This window comes from Litchfieldia alkalitelluris (genome assembly GCF_002019645.1).
GTDB classification, from domain to species: Bacteria; Bacillota; Bacilli; order Bacillales; family Bacillaceae_L; genus Litchfieldia; species Litchfieldia alkalitelluris.
The window spans coordinates 3978680-4000018 of sequence record NZ_KV917374.1 but is presented as its reverse complement, the minus strand read 5'-3'; the positions used below and the strand labels follow the sequence as shown (position 1 = coordinate 4000018).

General features: G+C 35.6%; 20 protein-coding genes. 12 read left to right on the top strand and 8 right to left on the bottom strand.

Features of this window, described 5'->3' with window-relative positions; genetic code table 11:
- Nucleotides 1-122: 122 nt before the first annotated feature.
- Nucleotides 123-1937, top strand: coding sequence for an oligoendopeptidase F (pepF, locus tag BK579_RS18650; RefSeq protein WP_078548058.1), 1815 nt, complete (start codon nt 123-125; stop codon nt 1935-1937).
- Between the two features lie 898 nt (nt 1938-2835).
- On the opposite strand, the gene BK579_RS18645 is transcribed toward pepF, so the two are convergent.
- The 4 genes from BK579_RS18645 to BK579_RS18630 form a co-directional block, all read right to left on the bottom strand.
- Nucleotides 2836-3711: a ClpXP adapter SpxH family protein gene (locus BK579_RS18645; RefSeq protein ID WP_235848467.1), complete on the bottom strand. Its 876-nt coding sequence runs from the start codon at nt 3709-3711 to the stop codon at nt 2836-2838.
- On the bottom strand, nt 3708-4118 hold the full coding sequence (locus BK579_RS18640) for a globin domain-containing protein (protein WP_078548056.1): 411 nt from the start codon (nt 4116-4118) through the stop codon (nt 3708-3710). Before BK579_RS18640 ends, BK579_RS18645 begins: the two co-directional genes overlap by 4 nt.
- A 1215-nt stretch (nt 4119-5333) precedes the next feature.
- Complete coding sequence (locus BK579_RS18635; RefSeq protein ID WP_078548054.1) at nt 5334-5939, bottom strand: lytic transglycosylase domain-containing protein; 606 nt, start codon at nt 5937-5939, stop codon at nt 5334-5336.
- A complete protein-coding gene (locus BK579_RS18630; RefSeq protein WP_078548053.1) occupies nt 5936-6526 on the bottom strand; it encodes a CYTH domain-containing protein in 591 nt (196 codons plus the stop codon). Before BK579_RS18630 ends, BK579_RS18635 begins: the two co-directional genes overlap by 4 nt.
- Before the next feature lie 144 nt (nt 6527-6670).
- Between BK579_RS18630 and BK579_RS18625 the strand changes: the two genes are divergently transcribed.
- The 4 genes from BK579_RS18625 (at nt 6671) to BK579_RS18610 (ending at nt 9668) form a co-directional block, all read left to right on the top strand.
- Nucleotides 6671-7045 (top strand): UPF0738 family protein, encoded by a 375-nt coding sequence (locus BK579_RS18625; RefSeq protein WP_078548051.1) that lies wholly within the window; start codon nt 6671-6673, stop codon nt 7043-7045.
- Between the two features lie 246 nt (nt 7046-7291).
- Entirely contained in the window at nt 7292-7927 is a 636-nt protein-coding gene (locus tag BK579_RS18620; protein ID WP_078548049.1) for a GTP diphosphokinase, read from the top strand.
- Nucleotides 7928-7943: 16 nt separating this feature from the next.
- Nucleotides 7944-8738, top strand: a complete 795-nt coding sequence (locus tag BK579_RS18615) for an NAD kinase (RefSeq protein WP_078548048.1) — start codon at nt 7944-7946, stop codon at nt 8736-8738.
- A gap of 12 nt (nt 8739-8750) precedes the next feature.
- Nucleotides 8751-9668 (top strand): RluA family pseudouridine synthase, encoded by a 918-nt coding sequence (locus BK579_RS18610; protein WP_204524737.1) that lies wholly within the window; start codon nt 8751-8753, stop codon nt 9666-9668.
- A 189-nt stretch (nt 9669-9857) separates the two neighbouring features.
- On the opposite strand, the gene prpE is transcribed toward BK579_RS18610, so the two are convergent.
- Together prpE and BK579_RS18600 are read right to left on the bottom strand one after the other, a co-directional pair.
- A complete protein-coding gene (gene prpE, locus BK579_RS18605) occupies nt 9858-10595 on the bottom strand; it encodes a bis(5'-nucleosyl)-tetraphosphatase PrpE (RefSeq protein WP_078550684.1) in 738 nt (245 codons plus the stop codon).
- 256 nt (nt 10596-10851) lie between these two features.
- Nucleotides 10852-12018 carry an FtsW/RodA/SpoVE family cell cycle protein gene (locus BK579_RS18600; RefSeq protein ID WP_078548044.1) on the bottom strand — a complete coding sequence of 389 codons (1167 nt, stop codon included), beginning with the start codon at nt 12016-12018 and terminating at the stop codon, nt 10852-10854.
- Between the two features lie 411 nt (nt 12019-12429).
- On the opposite strand from BK579_RS18600, the gene mgtE reads away from it, so the two are divergent.
- The 5 genes from mgtE (at nt 12430) to BK579_RS18575 (ending at nt 18713) form a co-directional block, all read left to right on the top strand.
- Entirely contained in the window at nt 12430-13758 is a 1329-nt protein-coding gene (gene mgtE, locus BK579_RS18595) for a magnesium transporter (RefSeq protein WP_407936281.1), read from the top strand.
- Nucleotides 13759-13795: 37 nt separating this feature from the next.
- Nucleotides 13796-15661 (top strand): monovalent cation:proton antiporter family protein, encoded by a 1866-nt coding sequence (locus BK579_RS18590; RefSeq protein ID WP_078548041.1) that lies wholly within the window; start codon nt 13796-13798, stop codon nt 15659-15661.
- 996 nt (nt 15662-16657) lie between these two features.
- A complete protein-coding gene (gene fabI, locus BK579_RS18585; protein ID WP_078548039.1) occupies nt 16658-17431 on the top strand; it encodes an enoyl-ACP reductase FabI in 774 nt (257 codons plus the stop codon).
- A 100-nt stretch (nt 17432-17531) separates the two neighbouring features.
- Nucleotides 17532-18221: an N-acetylmuramoyl-L-alanine amidase gene (locus BK579_RS18580; RefSeq protein WP_078548037.1), complete on the top strand. Its 690-nt coding sequence runs from the start codon at nt 17532-17534 to the stop codon at nt 18219-18221.
- Nucleotides 18222-18290: 69 nt separating this feature from the next.
- On the top strand, nt 18291-18713 hold the full coding sequence (locus BK579_RS18575) for a CotO family spore coat protein (protein ID WP_078548035.1): 423 nt from the start codon (nt 18291-18293) through the stop codon (nt 18711-18713).
- Between the two features lie 127 nt (nt 18714-18840).
- Here the strand turns inward: BK579_RS18575 and BK579_RS18570 are convergent, their stop codons facing one another.
- Together BK579_RS18570 and BK579_RS18565 are read right to left on the bottom strand one after the other, a co-directional pair.
- Nucleotides 18841-19263: a CotY/CotZ family spore coat protein gene (locus tag BK579_RS18570; RefSeq protein ID WP_078548033.1), complete on the bottom strand. Its 423-nt coding sequence runs from the start codon at nt 19261-19263 to the stop codon at nt 18841-18843.
- Between the two features lie 349 nt (nt 19264-19612).
- On the bottom strand, nt 19613-20095 hold the full coding sequence (locus BK579_RS18565; RefSeq protein ID WP_078548031.1) for a CotY/CotZ family spore coat protein: 483 nt from the start codon (nt 20093-20095) through the stop codon (nt 19613-19615).
- A gap of 247 nt (nt 20096-20342) precedes the next feature.
- Here BK579_RS18565 and BK579_RS18560 point away from each other — a divergent pair, with 247 nt between their 5' ends.
- On the top strand, nt 20343-20594 hold the full coding sequence (locus BK579_RS18560; RefSeq protein WP_078548029.1) for a hypothetical protein: 252 nt from the start codon (nt 20343-20345) through the stop codon (nt 20592-20594).
- A gap of 372 nt (nt 20595-20966) precedes the next feature.
- Entirely contained in the window at nt 20967-21215 is a 249-nt protein-coding gene (locus BK579_RS18555; RefSeq protein WP_235848466.1) for a histidine kinase, read from the top strand.
- Nucleotides 21216-21339 lie beyond the last annotated feature (124 nt).

The window sequence follows — 21339 nt, the reverse complement described above, 5'->3', positions numbered from 1 at the left end:
ATTTAGCTATGGGGAAGAACAGCATATATTTAGTAAAAAGAGGAATTTATAGTTATAATAACGAATAGAATCGTTATAGTATTTGGATAGCGAGTGAAATAATTAGGAGGTATTATTTTTATATGGCTGAAGCAACAGTAAAAAAATTACAAAGTAGAAACGAAGTACCTAAAGAAGATACTTGGCGTTTAGAGGATATTTTTGAATCTGATATTGACTGGGAAAAGGAATTTCAAGAAATTAAAGAGATGATCCCACAAATTCAAGAGTTTAAGGGTAAACTAGGTGAGTCGGCCGACGTATTATATGATGCCCTACAATATCAAGACACGATATCACTGAGACTAGGAAAACTTTATACATATTCACATATGCGCTATGACCAGGATACGGGCAATTCTTATTATCAAGGATTAAATGATCGTGCAACCAATTTATACACACAAGTTGGAAGTGCTCTTTCTTATATCGTACCAGAGATTCTTTCAATCGAGGAGAGAAAGATTAAAGCTTTTTTAGATGAGAAAGAAGAGCTAAAAGTTTATGCACATGCGTTAGATGAAATTAACAAACAACGTCCACACGTATTATCTGAGAAAGAGGAAGCTTTATTAGCAGAAGCTTCAGAAGTTATGGCAACTTCAAGTAATACATTCGGAATGCTTAATAATGCCGACCTTTCATTTCCCACGATTACGGATGAAAACGGGGAAGAAGTAGAAATTACCCATGGAAGATATATTCGCTTTTTAGAAAGTGATGATCAACGAGTACGAAGGGATGCTTTTAATGCGGTATATGAAACGTATGGTAAGTATAAAAATACGTTCGGTAGCACGCTAAATGGAACGGTTAAAAAGGATAATTTTAATGCGAGAATTAGAAATTATTCCTCCGCTCGTGAAGCTGCTTTAAGTGCAAACAATATACCTGAGGCTGTTTATGATAATTTAGTTAATACGATTAATGAAAATCTTCACTTATTACATCGTTATGTGGCACTTAGAAAGAAAGTATTAGGTGTTAATGAGCTTCATATGTATGATTTATATACACCTTTGGTAAAAGATGTGAAGATGGAAGTAAAATATGAAGAAGCAAAGGATTATTTATTAAATGGTTTAAAGCCACTTGGTGAGGACTATTTGAAGGTAGTACAAGAAGGATTTGAAAATCGCTGGGTTGATGTTCAAGAGAATAAAGGAAAGCGTAGTGGTGCTTATTCTTCTGGTGCATACGGAACTAATCCATACATTCTTATGAACTGGCAGGATAATGTAAATAATTTATTTACGCTTGCTCATGAGTTTGGACACTCTGTCCATAGCTATTATACTCGTCAGAACCAACCATATACCTACGGGAATTACTCTATCTTTGTGGCGGAAGTAGCTTCTACTTGTAATGAAGCATTATTAAATGATTATTTATTAAAAACCATTGATGACGACCAGAAGCGCTTATATTTATTAAATCATTTTCTAGAGGGCTTTAGAGGTACTGTTTTCCGTCAAACAATGTTTGCAGAATTTGAACATTCTATTCATAAAAAGGCGCAAGAGGGAGAAGCTTTAACACCTGATCTGTTAACATCGACGTATTATGAGTTAAATAAGAAGTACTTCGGTGATGACATTGTTATTGATGAAGAAATTGGGTTAGAATGGGCTCGTATACCTCATTTCTACTATAATTATTATGTATATCAATATGCAACAGGATATAGTGCTGCAACTGCGCTAAGTAAGCAAATCCTTGAAGAAGGAGAGCCTGCTGTAACGAGGTATATTAACAACTTCTTAAAAGCGGGTAGTTCAAATTATCCAATTGAAGTTTTAAAAAGTGCAGGAGTAGATATGACGTCAGCTGATCCAATTAGGGATGCTTGTAAAGTATTTGAAGAGAAATTAAATGAAATGGAAAAACTATTATCGTAAAATAGTTTAGTTAGAAAAAGTACCTGTATCCCATCAATTGGGCAGGTACTTTTTGTTTTTAGGCCGTCTGGGCCTTTTCTTACGTGCTCCATCCAGTTAGAAATGTCTAAGAGGCTTAAAAAAGATATAATTAAATCTACCATGAAAATAACTAAGTTAGCGGAGTTCCATGAGCTGCGATCCACCTGCTTTCCGCGGGGCGGTCCATGAGCCTCCCTCGTCGCTTTTGGAGCTCCTGCGGGGTCTCACGAGACCGCCAGATCCCGCAGGAGTCAGGTGGATCTTCGCTCATTCCACACTAAGTGAACAACATTTTCATCCTCCATGGTGCAAATTTCTCATTCGCATGAAGGTCTACTTAGTATTTAAATTCAGTCTTGGGAAAAATAAGGTCAGACCCTTCAATAAAAGCCTCTAAATCTTTTTCTGTTATTAATTAAGTAAAGTGTAACTAATAGTGATAAAAATAACGGTGGAGCTGTTATATAAAGTGGAATCAAACCCATCAAGCCTAAGATGTTAAAGAAGAAAGAAAGTATGATGCATATGCATCCCATTAAGATGCCTATCTTTTTCACTAGGAAAACCCTCCTTTTTACACTTACTTATACTTATTCGCAAATTGGCTAAATAGTGCAACTTTTTACGATTATATGTACGAGCCAATCTGTAAATTAATAGATTTTGACAATATTGTGAAATAATATACAAGGGTATTGTTTTTATTCGACAAGAAGTGATATATTGTATTCATGAAGTTAATCACAAACCAAACATTATACCCCTTTGTTTGACCGTGAAAAATTTCTCCCATCCCCTTTATTGTCTTAGATGACAAAAAGTAAAAAGACTTGGTCCTATAACCAAGTCTTTTTACTTTCTACTTTTTTTAATTCGTTCATTCATCTTCATCATTATAACGCCAGAAGGTCCCATACTTTACAGGAACTTGCTCTACCTTTTGTTTTAACAATAGTTTTTTCATTTCTCGATTGACTTCACTTAAACTTAAATTATAAACCTCTGCAATTTCATTAGACCCTACGAATCTAAAGTGTCGTAAAAACTCTTCTAAATCAGGAGGTGGTGATGGGTACTGCTCTTCTCCTAACATTTCGTGGAGAATTTGAACATACATTTCATAAGGATAATAACCCGTTATTTTTATCCCTTCTTCATCTATATTTTCGTTGAAAAATACAAGTGTTGGGATCCGATCAACTTCCATCTCGGAAGTAATCGTTAAATCACATTGAAATGCTTTTGTTGAACTAGAAGAATGTAAATCCCGATAAAATTCATCAACATCAAGTCCAACATTTTCTGCGCATTCCAGTAACACTCTTTCTTTAGAGATATTCTGTTTCTCTAAAAAAAGAAGTTCTTGAAGCTTGCGAAGGTATCGAGAGCCTTGGCGCTTACCTTGTAATTCTGCTGCTTTCACTGCAATGGAAACGGAATAAGGAGTTTCTATTGGATTTTCAAGCCATAGAGATCCATCACATGACATTCCTGTTCTACTAGCTGTTCGTTCCCAAACTTGAGCAATATCTTCGACTTTCTGACGACCAAGGTTTAAAGATGCTAATCGACCACTTAATACATAACGAATTGTAAAAAAACGACCATACTCAATGTACAATTTTTTTAAAACGGGCTCCAATGCCCAGCATTCCGGACAAAGTGGGTCAATGAACATGTATATTTCTAACGGTCTTTTTCCACTCGTACAGCCCTGGGCTGCTAGCCAATCTGGAATATTTTTTGAACTCAAAATAAAACTCCTTTCTCAGAATGCTCATCAGGAGTATTAATCATATGTTGTGCAGTAAGGATTAATCGGTGGAAGAAATCGTCTCTTACTGGACCCTCCAAACCTATTTCATCCATTGCTTCTTTCATACATGAAAGCCATGCGTTAGCACGAGTTGGTGTAATTTCAAAAGGCATATGTCGTGCGCGAAGCATAGGGTGTCCATGCTCAGTTGTATAAAGTGAAGGACCACCTAAATACTGAGTTAAGAATTGCTTTTGTACACGTGCTGTTTCACTAAGATCTTTTGGGAATATAGGAGATAATTCTGGATGCTGTCCGACTCGCTTATAAAAAGCGTCAACGAGTTTTGAAATGATCATTTCTCCCCCAATTGCTTCGTAAGGTGTTGTAAAAGACTCGGACATATTATTTACCCCTTTTAATAAAGATTTATATTCTTATTGTACCAATATTTCCTTGTGGTTATTTTTAATCAATCATTGATTGTACTTTTCTTTATTTTAGCAATGGTTTTGAGATATCTCAAATAATGCGCATTTTTAGAAAGTGGAAATTTATAGTATTTCCATGAGGAGGGCTTACTGACCAGCCAATTCGGGACCTCCCACGGGAGCAGTAGGCGACGATGGTCCCTGGGCCGAAAGCTAGTGAACTGTAGCGAATGGAATTTTGAGACTGAGAATTTTCATGGTAGTCCTCCATGCAATAAAATTCGCACCATGGAGGATGATATAGTTTATCACCTAGTGTGGAATGAGCGGAGAGACACTTGACTCCTGCGGGCGGGATCCAGTGGTCTCGTGAGACCCCGCAAAGCCCGCCCCTGGCGACGAGGAGGCTCACGGACCACCCCGCGGTATCCCGCAAGTGGATCGCAGCTCATGGAACTCCACTACCTAGGTTATTTTCAGGGTAGACTTTCATGCTAATTAAAATTAGCACCATGGAGTATGAAAAATTATACTTAGCTTAGTGTCTAGCTCCAGGCGCTATCGGCTCTCAGGTCTAAGTCAATCCTACTAGAAGGTTAAAGAACAACCTTCTAGCAGTCTCGCCTTATGCCTGTCGCCGATGATCGCGCGCCTTCCGCATTTCTTTTTTCAGGGTAGACATCTATGCTAAATAAGTATTTCGCACCATGGTGAATGAAAATGTTTCCTCCTCAGTGTGGAATGAGCGGAGAGCCACTTGACTCCTGCGGGATCGAGTGGTCTCGTGAGACCCCACAGGAGCTGAGCCCCTGGCGACGAGGAGGCTCACGGACCACCCCGCGGAAAGCAAGTGGATCGCAGCTCATGGAACTCTCCAACCTAAGTTATTTTCAGGGTAGACATCTATGCTAATTAAAATTAGCACCATGGAGTATGAAAAATTATATTTAGCTTAGTGTCTAGCTTCAGGCGCTATCGGCTCTCAGGTCTAAGTCAATCCTACTAGAAGGTTAAAAAGCAACCTTCTAGCCGGCTCGTCTTATGCCTGTCGCCGATGAACGAGCGCCTTCAGCATTTCTTTTTTCAGGGTAGATAATAAGAAAAAAGAACCTACCAATTGACAAAATAATGAGACTGCCTCATTATCATTCAATCCAAGGTGGGTTCCCTTAACTTACTTCAGGTTATTTAACTATAATAGCTAGATGTAACTTTCTGTACATAGTGTTGAGTCTCTTTAAAAGGAGGAATACCACCATACTTATCAACGTTTCCAAGCCCAGCATTATATGCAGCAAGTGCAAGCGAAACGTCACCATTATATCGATCAAGCATTTGGCGTAAATATTTAGTTCCAGCTTCAATATTTTGTTTAGGATCATAAATATCTGTAACCCCTAGACCTCTCGCTGTACCTGGCATCAATTGCATCAAACCAGTAGCACCTGCATGACTCTTCGCAGAAGGATTAAAATTGGACTCATGCTTTATTACAGAAGATATTAGTTTTGAGTCGACATTAAATTTCTCAGATGCAATATGAATATACTCTTGGATTGAGTTGCTTGGTTCTGATACAGATTTAGTCACTGGCTGTATGTAACTATGTAGTTGCTGCCCAGGTAACTGTAAGCCTACACTTTTAGTTGGCTCGCTAGTTGAAATATCCTTTGATAGTAATTGCTCAAAAAGTTCTCTAAATAATGAGTTGTTTTGGTCATCAAGTAGAACATGTTCTTTATTTAAATTTCTAATTGCTTGCAATTCCATCATTACTTTTAAATCGATTTTCATTTGTGGTCTCCATGATAATATAGTTTATTGTAAAACCGTTGGATCTTATTTTCTGTCTTTCTTTGCGGTATGTTAAGTGATGTTAGAAGGTTTTTAAAGTTTTCAAAGCCTTCTATTTCATCCGTTACTTCATATTCTAATTCAAAATCCTCTACATTTAAATACAAACTATGGTCTAACACCAAAATTCCATTTTTGTATGGGACTTCTGAACGATATGTTTTTAATGTACCAAAATACTTCAACAATTCATGTTGTATACCCATTTCAGAAATGAGTTCACTAATTTTACCATCAATGACGGATTTTCCTTCTATTAGCTGTTTTACGGATTGACTAGTTAATGATTGATGTGTTTCAAGTAATCCAACTTGTTGTGGTTGTTTCAAAGTCAAGATATGGTTATTTTCTTTTAACCGAATCCTTAGGGCTGAACTGTTTTCCTTTAATGAAAAATCCTCTGTATCAAAATAGTGGTTTTCTTGCACGATAAAGGAGGATTCGGAGAGATTAAAGAAGTTTCTAATGGTTTCAAATTCATTTTTCATTAATAAATTTTTAAATTCTATTTCTAATTCCTGATTCACGAATAATCGTCCTCTCCCTGAGCATGTATATATTTTATATTAGCAGAGAAATATTAATTTGTCCTTAAGTGGTCAAACGCATTTTATACATTTAACATCTTATTATGATAAAATGTAAATGGATTATTTGGAAGGGAGTTTACCATGCAAAATAGAATAGAAGTATCAACATCAACACTTAAAGATAATACACTTGAATTCCAGCTAGTTGATAACAATATTGAGATTTCCTCAATGAAAGTTACAGGTCAAATGTTAGTTGACTCTGATAATCTTTCGTTCATTTACATAGTAGAAACTAATGATGAGTATGTTTATTTAAGTTTCCCTACATCTGTATGGGGATCATTAAGAAAGCTTATTGAAGATAAACTTATACCTGTACTTCGTCAAAATGGGCAGGAAATTGTCCTAGAAGGTATTGCTGAGGAATTAACTTATCTTGTGCAAAATATTGAAGGAAATGCCAATTATGGGGAAGAAATGGTTTCAATGGTCGAAGAGACTTTTATAAAATAAGTCTCTTTTCTGAAAGATTGTTGCTAATTGACCTTTTTTAGGTAGGATACACTATTTCACTTGATGTTATAGTTATCATTTAGGAAGAAAAGATGTCACTCTACCAAGTTCATAGTGATTATAAACGGCCTTTAAAAGCAACAAAGTTTACGAAACTAGCCTAAAATAAAGTGATTTTGAATTAGAGCCAATTGAGAGTTGTTTCTATAGCAAAAATGATTTATAGATAAAAGGGTGGCGTTTTCAATGATTAAACATTGGGACCATTTTCTTGCTCCCTATGAGCAAGCTGTAGATGAGTTAAAGGTTAAGTTTAAAGGAATGAGAACTCAATTTGAGATGCAAGGAGTCCATTCACCTATTGAGTTTGTAACTGGAAGAGTAAAACCTATAGCAAGTATATTGGATAAAGCAAATAAAAAGAATATTGAATTAGATAAGCTTTCTGAAGAAATGCAGGACATTGCAGGATTGAGAATGATGTGTCAGTTTGTAGATGATATTAGAAAAGTAGTAGAGATGTTAAGAAACCGGAATGATTTTGAAATTATTGAAGAAAAAGACTATGTATCCCAAAAGAAAAAAAGCGGTTATCGGTCGTATCATCTTGTCATTTGCTATCCTGTGCAAGCAATAGATGGAGAGAAGAAAATATTAGTAGAAATCCAAATCCGAACATTGGCAATGAACTTTTGGGCTACAATCGAACACTCATTAAATTATAAATATCGAGGGCGCTTTCCTAAAGATATCGAGCTTCGTCTTCAAAGAGCAGCAGAGGCCGCATTTCAATTAGATGAGGAAATGTCAAAAATTCGAGTGGAAATCCAAGAAGCACAAGTGGTATTCTCTCGAAAAAAAGAAGCTGAGGATTCAGACTAGAGATGGGGTGGGTTGAATGAGATTTGCTGTAACATCAAAAGGTGACTCAACATCTAATACCTTAATGCAAAAAGTAAGAACTTATTTATCAGATTTTGAATTAATATATGATGAAGATAAGCCGGATATTGTAATTTCAATAGGGGGCGATGGCACATTACTTTATGCTTTCCATCGATATAAGAACCGTTTGAGCCAAACTGCTTTTGTAGGGGTTCATACAGGTCATCTTGGTTTTTATGCTGACTGGGTTCCTGCGGAAGTAGAAAAGTTGGTCATTGCGATTGCAAAAACTCCATATAAAATTGTTGAATATCCTTTATTAGAAGTCATTATTCGTTACATAAATGGCAGCAAGGAAGCTAGATATTTAGCCTTAAATGAATGCACAGTAAAAGCCCTTGAAGGATCGCTTGTAATGGATTTGGAAATTAAAGGTCAATTGTTTGAAACATTCAGAGGCGATGGACTTTGTATATCTACTCCTTCAGGAAGTACTGCTTATAATAAAGCATTAGGTGGAGCGATTTTGCATCCTTCTATTGAAGCAATTCAAGTTGCTGAAATGGCCTCCATTAATAATCGAGTCTTTCGAACAATTGGCTCACCATTGATATTACCTAATCATCATACATCTATGTTAAAGCCTGTTAATGACGTTGATTTCCAAATTACGATCGATCACCTCACATTGTTACATAAGGACGTAAAATCAATACAATGCCGGGTTGCTACTGAGAAAATTAGATTTGCTCGATATAGACCATTTCCTTTTTGGAAGAGAGTGCGTGATTCATTTGTTTCAGATTAGAGAGAAAACATCTTGAAGCAGTTTAATCTGGAATGGATTATTGATGAACAAGATGAAAATAAACTAATTAAGCAATTCCTAAAAGAGCAACATATTTCGAAAACTGCATTAACAGATATTAAATTTGATGGTGGAGCGATTTTATTGAATGGAGAGCATGTAAATGTTAGACATGTTCTTCACATTGGTGATCATTTAAAAGTGATTTTTCCTAAAGAAAAGCCAAGTGTAGATATGGTTCCAAAAGAAATACCAATCAATATCGTTTATGAAGATTCATTTTTAATGTTGATCAATAAGCAACCATTTTTACCTACAATTCCCTCAAGGGAACATCCAACCAATAGTTTGGCAAACGGTGTAATGAGTTATTATCAAAAGATTGGTTTGGAGTCAACTAGCCATATCGTTAATCGCTTAGATCGTGATACATCTGGATTATTAATAGTCGCTAAGTTTCGCCATATCCATCATTTACTAACAGAACAACAAAAAAAGGGCTTACTTAAGAGAAGTTATGAAGCCTTAACACATGGTTTAGTGCTTGAGGAAATGGGTACTATTAATGCTCCAATAGGAAGGAAAAGTGACAGTATCATTGAACGTATGGTTAGACAAGATGGCCAAGATGCAGTTACGCATTTTAAAGTCTTAAAATATGATGAAGAAAACAATTTCTCGCATTTATTGATCCAACTTGAGACAGGGAGGACGCACCAAATTCGTGTTCATCTTTCTTATAAGGGCAATCCTCTACTTGGTGACGATCTTTATGGTGGTTCGAAAAAACGAATCAATCGGCAAGCATTACACTGTAGCAAGGTTTCTTTTTCTCATCCAATCACACTTGAGAGCATGAATTTTGCAATCGATCTTCCTGAGGATATGAAGAGTCTCTTTTATAATAAAAATGAATCAGAGCAAGGTTAGAAGATAATCTTATGTAAGGTAATAGGATAGGCCCCTTAAGGTGTCGAAAAACGTTTATTGATAGGTCGAGAAGTAAAGGTACGAGCGAATGCTCGTACCTTACCTGTAAGTGTTGAAAAATCGGTCACCAGTCAATTGGAATTGAGTAAAAAATCTTTGACTAGCCGTGCTAAATTTCGGCTCATATAATTAATCAAAATTTCTAAACTTCTCATCGACAAAAGGCATCGTAGAAGGCACGGATAACGTTTCCTTTTCTGGATAACGAAAGGCTGTTAATTTCCCACCAAATACTGCTCCAGTATCAATATTGACTGTATTCCCAATGATCCTTTTTTCTTTCACTGGTGTGTGTCCGTAAACGATTAATGCGCTTCCGTGGTAATGTTTAGCCCAATCCCGGCGTTCGGGAGTACCATCAGGGTTAGATTTACCAGTGATATCGCCATAAAGTACGAAGGTCTGGACACGTTTATCTTGTTTTCCGATAAAGTCTTCTCTAATTCCTGCATGGGCAATGATTAGTTTTTTATCATCTAAAACATGATAAAGAGGAGAGGCTTCATATAACCAAATAAACTTATTCTTTATCTCTAATTGTTCGTTTTTTGACAATGCCTCGAATTCTTCTACAGTTGTTTCAAGTCCATGGGTAACCTGAACTTTTCTTCCTAAAAAAAAGCGATAAAGCTTGTTACAGTGATTACCTGGAACATAATAAGCTAAGTTGTTTTTTACAAGGTCATAAACAATATTAATAACAGATATAGAATCTGGACCACGATCTGTTAAATCACCAACAAAGCCAAGCAACCTCCCATCAGGATGTCTGGGTAACCCTGAGTCCCACGAATAATCAAGTTTTTTTGTAAGGCTTATAAATTCCTGATAACACCCATGTATATCACCGATTATATCTATTTTCATATCTTTCAACCTTTCAATTGAATAATAAAAAGTCAACAAAAAAAGCCATCTTCCTTATTATTAGGAAAATAGCTTAATTCTACAAGGCTCTTTCTGAAATTTTGGTGCTGATCGAAATAATTTTAGAGTATAAATAGCTGTTATTATACATTAAGGGTTAGGATTGCGAGGAAAACACGCAACTCCAATTATTTATTGTAACAATCTATGACCTTTTAAAAGCAGAAAAGGTCAAAACAAAATATCCAGCTACAACTCAATCGAACATAAACTTTTTCGTTCGCGACCTTACATTTAAAACAATTCCGATAGCAATCATATAGGTTGCTAAGGAGCTTCCACCATAACTAATAAAAGGTAATGGTAACCCTGTAATCGGCAGTAATCCAACGGTCATTCCAATATTTTGAAAAACCTGGAAGGTCATCATCCCAATAACACCAGCACACAAGTAGCTACCATAAGGATCATGGCTTTCTAACGCAGTATGAATCATTCGATAAATTAGTAAAAAGAAAAGAGAAATAACAATACTTGCTCCGATGAATCCAAATTGTTCAGATAGGACTGCAAAGATAAAATCAGTATGTCCCTCTGGTAATGAAACTTCTGAATTATGATAACCTTTTCCTTTTAGTTCTCCTGACCCAATTGCAAGGAGTGACCGAACTAGCTGAAAACCTTGTCCACTGGAGTATTCCTCAGGCTTTAACCAACCATAAAAGCGATTTAATTGGTATTCTTGTAAAAAATACTTGTGAAAAAAATCTGGAAAGGCAAAATAAATATATACAACAGTCGATATCGTAATTAGACCTGCTGAAAGGAAACCAAGTATAATTCTCCATTTTATTCCAGAGACAATAAGTAATGAGGCGATAATTGCTGTAAAGACCATGATCATCCCCATATCGGGTTGTTCTTTCAGTAGATAAATCGGAGGAGCCGATGTTAATAGGACTTTTCCGATTAAGATGAAATCATCTTTCACAGTGTTCACTGGATATTTTTCACGATGATCTACAATAATTTTGCTTAGCACAATAATCATAAAAATCTTCATCAATTCGGATGGTTGAAATGTCCCAAATCCTGGCAATGTATACCAACTTGTCGCCCCTTTAGTTGTAGTTGTTCCGGGCACTTCAAAATAAAGTCCTAGTAATAATACCATCCCAAAACCATATAAATACCATGAAATCATTTTAAATCGATCAAAATCTAAAACCATTGTCCCTGCAACAGCAATGATTCCGATAATATACCACCTAATTTGCAAACCAACAAAGTTTACATTTTGTAACTTCTCAGGCAAGGTTGGTTGAGCACTTTTAATTGCAATACAGCTTACAATAGCCATTAAAAAAAGTATAAATACCATAGTGTAATCAAATTTTTGCTGACGATTTGTTTCCTTTTCCATACATAGTCCTTTCTATATAAAGCTCTTTTCTAAAAAGATTGTTGCTGATGACCTAGTTTAAAGTAAACCTACTGTTTCTTTAAGGATTCTTGTTGTTAGTCTCTGAATAAAAGATGCCACGCTACTAATTTATAGTGAATGTAAGTGACTTTCAATAGCAATAAAGTTTATAAAAAAACTACTATAATTAACTCATAGTTTGAGTTAACAAGTTAAAAAAATGCACCTTTTCATCTTAGCTTATTTTTAGCAGTTTGCAAATCTGAATAATAATACCACCTATTTTATATCTCTTTTAAGCGACAAATTTCTACATTTTTGATACCATAATTTAATAATAATTTTGAAGGGGGGATTAAGTACATGACTGAAATTAATAACAGGGATTTACAAATCATCGAGGAAGAGCAGATGCTAAAGGCGATTGAAGAAGATAATATGGATGTGTTGAGAGATTATCTGCTAGAATTACATCCCTATGATCAAGCCAAGTTTTTTACAAAGCTTTCAAAGCAAGCCCGACAACAGATATATCATTATTTTTCACCAGAAGAAATGGGTGAGATCTTTGAGAATATTGAAATCGGTGAAAATCAGTATGAGGAATTCCTTTCTGAAATGCATCCCTCCTTTGTCGCTACAATGCTCTCAAAAATGTATGCGGATGATGCCGTTGATGTCCTTAATGAGTTAAACAAAGATCAAGTAGCAAGTTATTTAACGATAATGGACGATGAAGCTGCCCAAGAAATTAAAGATCTGCTACACTATGAAGAATATACTGCTGGTAGTATTATGACTACTGGATTTATTGCAATTAAAGAATATCAAACGGTTCGTTCTGCAATGCAAATTTTAAAGTCAGAGGCACCTCGAGCAGAGACTATTTATTATGTGTATGTAGTTGATGAAGATAAACGGCTAGTTGGAGTGATCTCTTTGAGAGACTTGATTGTAACAGATGATGATACGTTTATATCAGAAATAATGTACGACCGTGTCGTGTCCGTATCTGTTGGAGAAGATCAAGAGGGAGCTGCAAGGAAAATGAAGGACTATAATTTATTAGCCCTTCCAGTTGTAGATTTTCAAGATCATTTACTGGGAATAATTACAGTAGATGATATTATTGATGTAATGGATGAAGAGGCTTCAGACGATTACTCGAAGTTAGCGGGTGTATCTGATATGGATGGAATTGATAAGAATCCATTATCAGCAGCAAAAAAAAGATTACCTTGGTTAATCATTTTATTATTTTTAGGAATGCTAACAGCGAATATTATTGGGCGTTTTGAGGAGACACTGGAACAGTTAGCTATTTTGGCTGTGTTTATTCCACTTATTGCTGGTATGGCTGGAAATACTGGGACTCAAGCCCTTGCGGTTGCAGTCAGAGGTATTGCAACAGGAGATCATGAAAAAGAAACAAAGAAAAAACTCATCTTACGTGAAGCTGGTACAGGTTTAATTACTGGTACTTTGTGTGGCTTTCTTGTTATGATAATTGTATATGTGTGGAAAGGTGACTTTTTCTTAGGAATATTAGTTGGAATTTCTATATTAATTACTTTAATTGTTGCTACATTAGCTGGAGCCATTGTCCCACTTTTAATGCATAAATTAAATATTGATCCTGCTGTAGCTTCAGGTCCTTTCATAACGACAATTAATGATTTGATTAGTATATTAATTTACTTTGGTTTAGCCACAGCATTCATGAGTTATTTAGTTCAATAATTTAAATAGTAATTTTCTTATTAAATGGGAGGTATTTATGGAACATGGTCCATCAGTAACATCTTTGGTTATCGTATTGATTGTTGCATTTTTAACTCCAATTCTTTTGCATAGATTACGATTAAACATTATTCCAGTGGTTGTTGCAGAAATTATTATGGGGTTAATTATCGGGAAAAGCGGTTTTAATATCGTCCATCAGGATGTGTGGCTTGAAACTTTATCGATGCTAGGATTTATCTTCTTGATGTTTTTAAGTGGGTTGGAAATTGATTTCACTGCTTTTTCAAATAAAAAGAAAAAGGAAAAATTGCCAAGTGGTAAAGAGGCACCAAATGCATTCCTCGTTTCAAGTATTATTTTTGTAGGCATTTTCATTCTTTCTTTGTTATTATCATATCTATTTGTTCTTCTAGGCTTTATTGATAACGTCTTTTTAATGACTTTAATTATTTCAACCATTTCATTAGGAGTGGTAGTTCCTACATTAAAAGATGCACAAATAATGAAATCTAATATAGGACAGATTATTCTGTTAGTGGCAGTTATTGCAGATTTGGTCACAATGATTTTACTTGCTGTTTTTGCTTCAATTTACAGTGAGCATGGAAGCAATATGTGGCTTCTGTTACTTTTGTTTGCTGCGGGAGTATTATTGTATTTACTCGGAAGATATTTCAAGCATCAAACGTTTTTGGAGGCTATGTCAAAAGGGACGATCCAAATTGGTACTAGAGCCGTATTTACTTTGATAATAGTGTTGGTTGCATTATCTGAGTCAGTGGGTGCAGAAAATATATTAGGCGCATTCTTAGCAGGAGTATTAGTTTCTTTGTTAGCACCTAATTCAGATTTGGTTCATAAATTAGATTCATTTGGTTATGGCTTTTTAATTCCTATATTCTTCGTAATGGTTGGGGTACAACTCGATATTTGGCAATTATTTGAGGATCCGAAAATTTTGATCTTAATCCCACTGTTATTTATAGCATTGGTTTTATCAAAATTGATACCAGTAATGTATTTGAAAAAATGGTATGACTGGAAGAGAATCATTGCAGCAGGTTCGTTGTTAACCTCTACCCTCTCACTTGTTATTGCAGCTGCAACAATTGGTGAAAGAATGGGCGTAATTGATTCAAGAATGTCAGGTGCTCTAATTTTAGTAGCAGTTATCACCAGTATCGTTACACCAATAGGATTTAAGAAACTCTATCCTAAACCGGAGCCAGATGAGATGAAGATTAAGGTAGCGTTTATCGGTGCAAACCAAATGACACTACCGGTCACACGAGAATTAAATCCAGGATTATATGAAACAACTTTAATTCATACAACACAGGAAAAAAATGATAAAGTGATTGCTAATACAGTTTTCAATATTGTTGAAGTTAGAGATTATGAGGTTGAAACCTTAAAACATGAAAATATATTTGATGTTGATTTACTCGTAATTACAACAGGTGATGATAAAAGAAATGCTGATTTAGCAATTTTTGCTAAAGAATATGGAGTCAATCGTGTAATCGCCAGAATTGAATCTCCTGAGTTAGGTGATTCATTGAAGGAACTACAGATTGAAGTTTTCTCAGTTATGTTATCAACACAAACCTTATTAAGAGCATTTATAGAGTCTCCAAGCTTAATTCATATTTTAACGAACCAAGAAACATCGTTGTATCAAATTAACATGAATAACTTCGCTTACGATGGAGTAATGCTAAGAAACTTCCCATTCACTGGTGATGTTATTTTCGTAAGGATTTTCCGAGGAAAAGATTCCATTGTTCCGCATGGTGATACAGAGTTGAAAATGGGTGACCGATTAGTAGTAACAGGTACACGTGAGTATGTTGATGAATTGCGTCGAGAGTTGGAGTTCGTCACAGGTACAAACCTATAAAATTTAATTAGGTACTAAAGAAGTCGGGTGTAAATCTAATTATTTATACCCGACTTTTTTTGGGCAAACTTATGCAATGAGATTCACAATGGAGAATGAATTTGTTCTGTTCCCTCAGTGTGGAGGGAGAGCAACTAAACAACTACTGATCTTTCGGTCTTGAATATCTCTAATTCCCTTGTATAGGCTTTTAACATGAGAAAGGGAATGAAACACTGCTTTTCATTCCTTTTGTTGGGCTTTGGGCATGAGAAAGGGAATCAAACAATGCTTTTCATTCCCTTTGTTGGGCTTTCGGCATGAGAAAGGGAATGAAACACTGCTTTTCATTCCTTTTGTTGGGCTTTGGGCATGAGAAAGGGAATGAAACAACTCTTTTCATTCCCTTTGTTGAGCTTTTGGCATGAGAAAGGGAACGAAACAATGCTTTTCATTCCCTTTGTTGGGCTTTTGGCATGAGAAAGGGAACGAACCAACGCTTTTCATTCCCTTTGTTGGGCTTTGGGCATGAGAAAGGGAATGAAACAACTCTTTTCATTCCCTTTGTTGGGCTTTGGGCATGAGAAAGGGAATGAAACAACTCTTTTCATTCCCTTTGTTCGGCTATCGGCATTAGTAAGGGAATTGGAAATCTTCAACCTATGTATGTTCAGGGTAGACACCAATGCTAATTAAAATTAGCACCATGGAGTATGAAAATGGTGCATTCACCTAGTGTGGAATGTTGCGGGATCCAGTGGTCTCGTGAGACCCCGCAGGAGCCCGTCCATGGCGACGAGCAGGCTCACGGACCACCCCGCGGAAAGCAAGTGGATCGCAGCTCATGGAACTCTACATCATTAGGGATTTTCAGGCTAGACTTACACTAATATTTCAAAAACTTTTTTACGCGCAGTTTCTTTCTTTAAAAGTTAGATTGTTATAAAGTTATATGCTATAATTAATTTATGACTAGGTACTAATAACTTGTAATAATAATAGTAGGAGGACATAAACATGTCATTATCATTAAAAGGTCGTACATATGTTGTAATGGGTGTTGCTAATAAACGTAGTATTGCTTGGGGAATTGCTCGTGCACTTCATGATGCAGGTGCTAATTTGATTTTTACTTATGCAGGAGAAAGATTAGAAAAAAGTGTACGTGATCTTGCAGAATCACTAGAAGGTGGAGATTATCCTGTTCTTCCGTGTGATGTAACAAGTGATGAAGATGTTCAAAAATGCTTTGCGGAGATTAAGGAAAAAGCAGGAGTTCTTCACGGAATTGCACATTGTATTGCATTTGCAAACAAAGAGGAACTCGAAGGCGATTACATGAATACGACAAGAGAGGGCTTTTTATTAGCTCACAATATTAGTTCATATTCATTAACAGCTGTTGCAAAAGCAAGTAAAGATTTAATGTCAGAAGGCGGAAGTATTGTAACATTAACATATCTTGGAGGAGAAAGAGTTCTTCCAAATTACAATGTTATGGGTGTGGCAAAAGCTTCGCTTGAGGCTAGTGTAAGGTATTTAGCAAGTGATTTAGGTAAGCATGGTATCCGTGTGAACTCTATCTCTGCCGGACCAATTAGAACATTATCAGCTAAAGGAATCAGTGACTTTAACAGCATCCTAAAAGAAATCGAAGAGCGTTCACCTTTACGTCGTACAACTACACCTGAGGAAGTTGGCGATACAGCAGCATTCTTGTTCAGTGATTTATCACGTGGAATTACAGGTGAAAATATTCATGTTGATTCTGGGTACCATATTTTAGCTTAATCAATATAATGACCACTTTGCTAACGCAGAGTGGTTTTTTTGCCCCTTTCTACCTATTTCTATCTATAACCATGATAAATAGGAAAAAGGAGTTGTAGAGATGAAGATTGTACTTGATGCAGGACATGGCTATCATACACCGGGAAAAAGGACACCTGACGGAATGAGAGAGTTTGAATTTAATTCCCGGGTCACAGAGGGTGCTAGGGAATTACTTATGGAGTATGAAAATGTAGACGTGTTTTTTACCCATTCAAGTAAAAGAGATGTTCCATTAAAGGAAAGAGTGAATCTGGCTAATCGGTTAAATGCTAATCTTTTTATCTCGATTCACGCGAATGCATTTGGAGATGAAGGGTGGACCCAAGCGAACGGAATTGAAACTTATATTCATACATCAAGGCCAAAGGAAGCTGCTGAACTAGCCAAGATTGTTCAAGCAAATTTAATAACTAAAACCAACTTGAAAGACCGCGGAGTAAAAGTAGCCGATTTTTTTATCCTTAAAGAGACTAAGATGACTGCGCTACTATGCGAATGCGGTTTTATGACGAATATCAAGGAGGCAAAATTACTTCATTCAATAGGGTATCAAAGAACATGCGCTGATGCGATTGTCCAAGGAGTCGTATCTTATTTTAATCTTAAAAAGAAGTTAAAAGAGATTGTTACTTTGTATACTGTTCAAGTTGGAGCATTTCAAACAAAAGAAAGTGCAGATGCTTTTAAAAAGGCACTTATAGCGAAAGGCTATCCAGCCTTTATCACGGAGAAAGAGGATGAACGTTAATACTAGGTGCACACCCAGTCATTTCTTGCATAAACTAATACCGGTATAGGAAAGAAGGAGGTATTTTTTATGGGGAATAAAAGAAGATCATCAGAAAAGCCTTTATTGTTTATTAATCAAGTGAAAAATGATAAGAATTTTTCACAACAATCATATGTTATTAAAAAAGCAGAACCGACACCTAAGGTTACAGAACAAAAAACTAAGATAGAAGAAAGAGAAACTCAAAAGGTAGAACTAAAGAGGACTGATATACAATCTGATAAAAAAAGATTAAAAGATAAAACCATTGAAGAAAAAATCATTCACTTATGTAATCTTCCAAAAAATATGCCTAAAATATTATGTGAGATTATCACTGATTCTGATAGCTATAAAGGCGTAATTGTTGAAAGTGAAGATGGCCTTATTACATTTAGACCTTTATCAGGCTTGAAATTAGTAAAGATTGAGATAAGGGATATTGTTAAAATAAACTTATTAGGATTTTAAATAGAGAGCAAACACCATTTATGGTGTTTATGCTCTCTATTTTTTTTACATCCCGCTCTATAAAGGATACTTAATGTTTTCATAGGCGTGCAATGTTTACGCCTAGTCACCTAGGGGAGTATCCGTGTTAGTTAGTTACAAGACGTGGGCTTAGACATTGAATTGCACAGAAGCAAGTAAGATCTACTTCGATACAGAAATCAGTTTTTTCAAGTGCTGTTACATCACATACATCATCTTTGCAATCAAAATCTCCGTTTCCAGTTGGTCTTAATAGCGAAAGTGTAGCACAGCAATCATTTCTAATTTTTTCTACTCTGAAGAAAACTGTTTCAAAGCAATCTCCTGCTTCTAGTCCACCAACATTTCCAAATGCTTTAAATAAGTCACCACTCTTATCAAATAACATAAATGGAATTGTATCACCTAAGAATTGTGTTGGAGCTAGAAGATTTTCGTAACAGCTTGTAGGACAGTGGTCTTCTACAGCATCTTGTAAGTCGGCAATATTTTGTACTGCATCACATACGCAGTTTAAGTCTTTACTCATTTGTTTGTCACTCCTGTTCATTTGTTTTAGTATTATGACCTATCGTCCCTAATAGAGTATTGGGGTACAAGTTAATTAGTGTTAGGTATTCGTCCCAACTTTGATAAAATAGGCTCTACAGCTGGCTATTTTCTTTCGGAAAGTGCTTAATAGTTATATGTACTGGTTATCTCTTTGGTTTAATAGGGAGAGCGCATAAAAAAATAATGAAATATGAACTCATCACTTTGTGTGGAATGACAGGGTATTTCACTACAGTTGTTTGGGGAGCGAATGGAATCCTAGAAAAAAGAGCCCAATAACCTGGGCTCTATTAAGAGCCAGTTATTGGGCTTCTTGCCATTAGTGATTAATAATGACGTTTTTTACGACGATCTTGAACATCTAATACACGATCAACTAGAGTTGGTGATAAGCATTGAATTGCACAGAAGCAATCTAAGTCTACTTCAATACAGAAGTCTGTTCTTTCAAGTCCGAATAAATCATCATCACATGGCTCACAAACGTTAAGAGTGTCGCCAGTAGCATCATATGGTCTTAGTAATGATAATGTTGCACAGCAGCCTCTTAGCTTTTCAACACGGAAGAAAATTGTTTTGAAGCAAAGATTGTCGTCTTCAAATCCACCAACATTACCGAATGCTTTGAATAGGTCACCTTTCTTTCCAGTTAATACGAATGGAATCGTATCACCTAAATTTGCTACAGGTGATAATAGGTTTTCAAAACAACTAGTAGGACATCTATCTTCTACAGCTTCTTGTTGATCTAAAATGTTTTTAACTGCATCACATACACAACTTCCAAATTTACCTTTTCCACAGCCCATGAATTTCATCTCCTTATAAATAATTTGACTTTTTTAAGTCACTAATAGAGTATGAAAATTTAGCATGTTGGTGTGGGTGTTTGTACATAGCTATCATATATTAGGCTAAAATATGTGTTTGTGGAAAAGCTTATCCACTATATGTAATTTAAATTAAAGGTCCATAATAAGAAAAGAGCCTATACGTCTTATGGATTCATGCATACAATAGACCGATTAAACTTTTATCCATAGGAGGTTCTTACAAATGGCAAAGCGTAAACCAAAAGAGATTCATGTTGATAAGATTATTATTCATGCCAATGAAGTAATCATTGCTGATGAGGGGAAAACAAAAGGTCGCTGGGACCCTTGGTTAGGTAGAGTTCAACAAGAAGACGACATTGATGTAGATGTTGAAGTAAATACGGTGGCTGGTGACGATGCAACTGTTGAAGTAGATGTAGATGTGGATTCAGATGATGATACACCACCACGTCGACCATTTTCATGGATCTAAACAAAAGAACCGTTGAATTATGTATTCAGGTGGAGAAACATACGTAATAACACACTAATGAAGAGTCCAAATCCCAGATGATTTGGTCTCTTTTTTCTCCAAGATAATAGGATAATAGCATATAAAAAAGCAGCTTAACTAAAATAATGACAACAGTTATTATCAAGTGTTAAATGTATTTTATGTTAAAATAATGATGGAATGCGTGAGAGGTATATATTAATCTAACAGAGTATAAGAAAGAATGTTGATATTCTTAATAATCTACATAGAGATCGGCACATTATCTCCAGTAGGCAAAAATTTTATATGATTGATTTTACTTGAGAGAGAGAAGGGGTAATAGATGAAAAAATATCTGGGTTAATCTCATTGTTATTGATAATTACTTTTATAATTTTAAGTTTTATTACTCCACAAGTTTTAAATCCGTTACCAGACTCCTTTGACTTATTGTTATTATTATTTCTCTTACTCGGTTCGTTTTTAACAGCACTTATTAGTGTGAAAGGGCGGTTAAAAACAATCACTTTATCTATTTCTTCTCTAGGTATGTTAGTTTTGTTTGTCGTTTGTATTTTCGTTATTGGAATGATGATGTTTGGTAATTTTGGGACATAAAAAAGTTTGTTCATAGAAGAATTTTTACTCAGACAGGAAGGTATTGACTTGGTTCATTAAAATCGGTTTAAGTAAACAAGATAATAACAATGAAAAAACGCTTGGATCTTAAAGTCTAAACGTC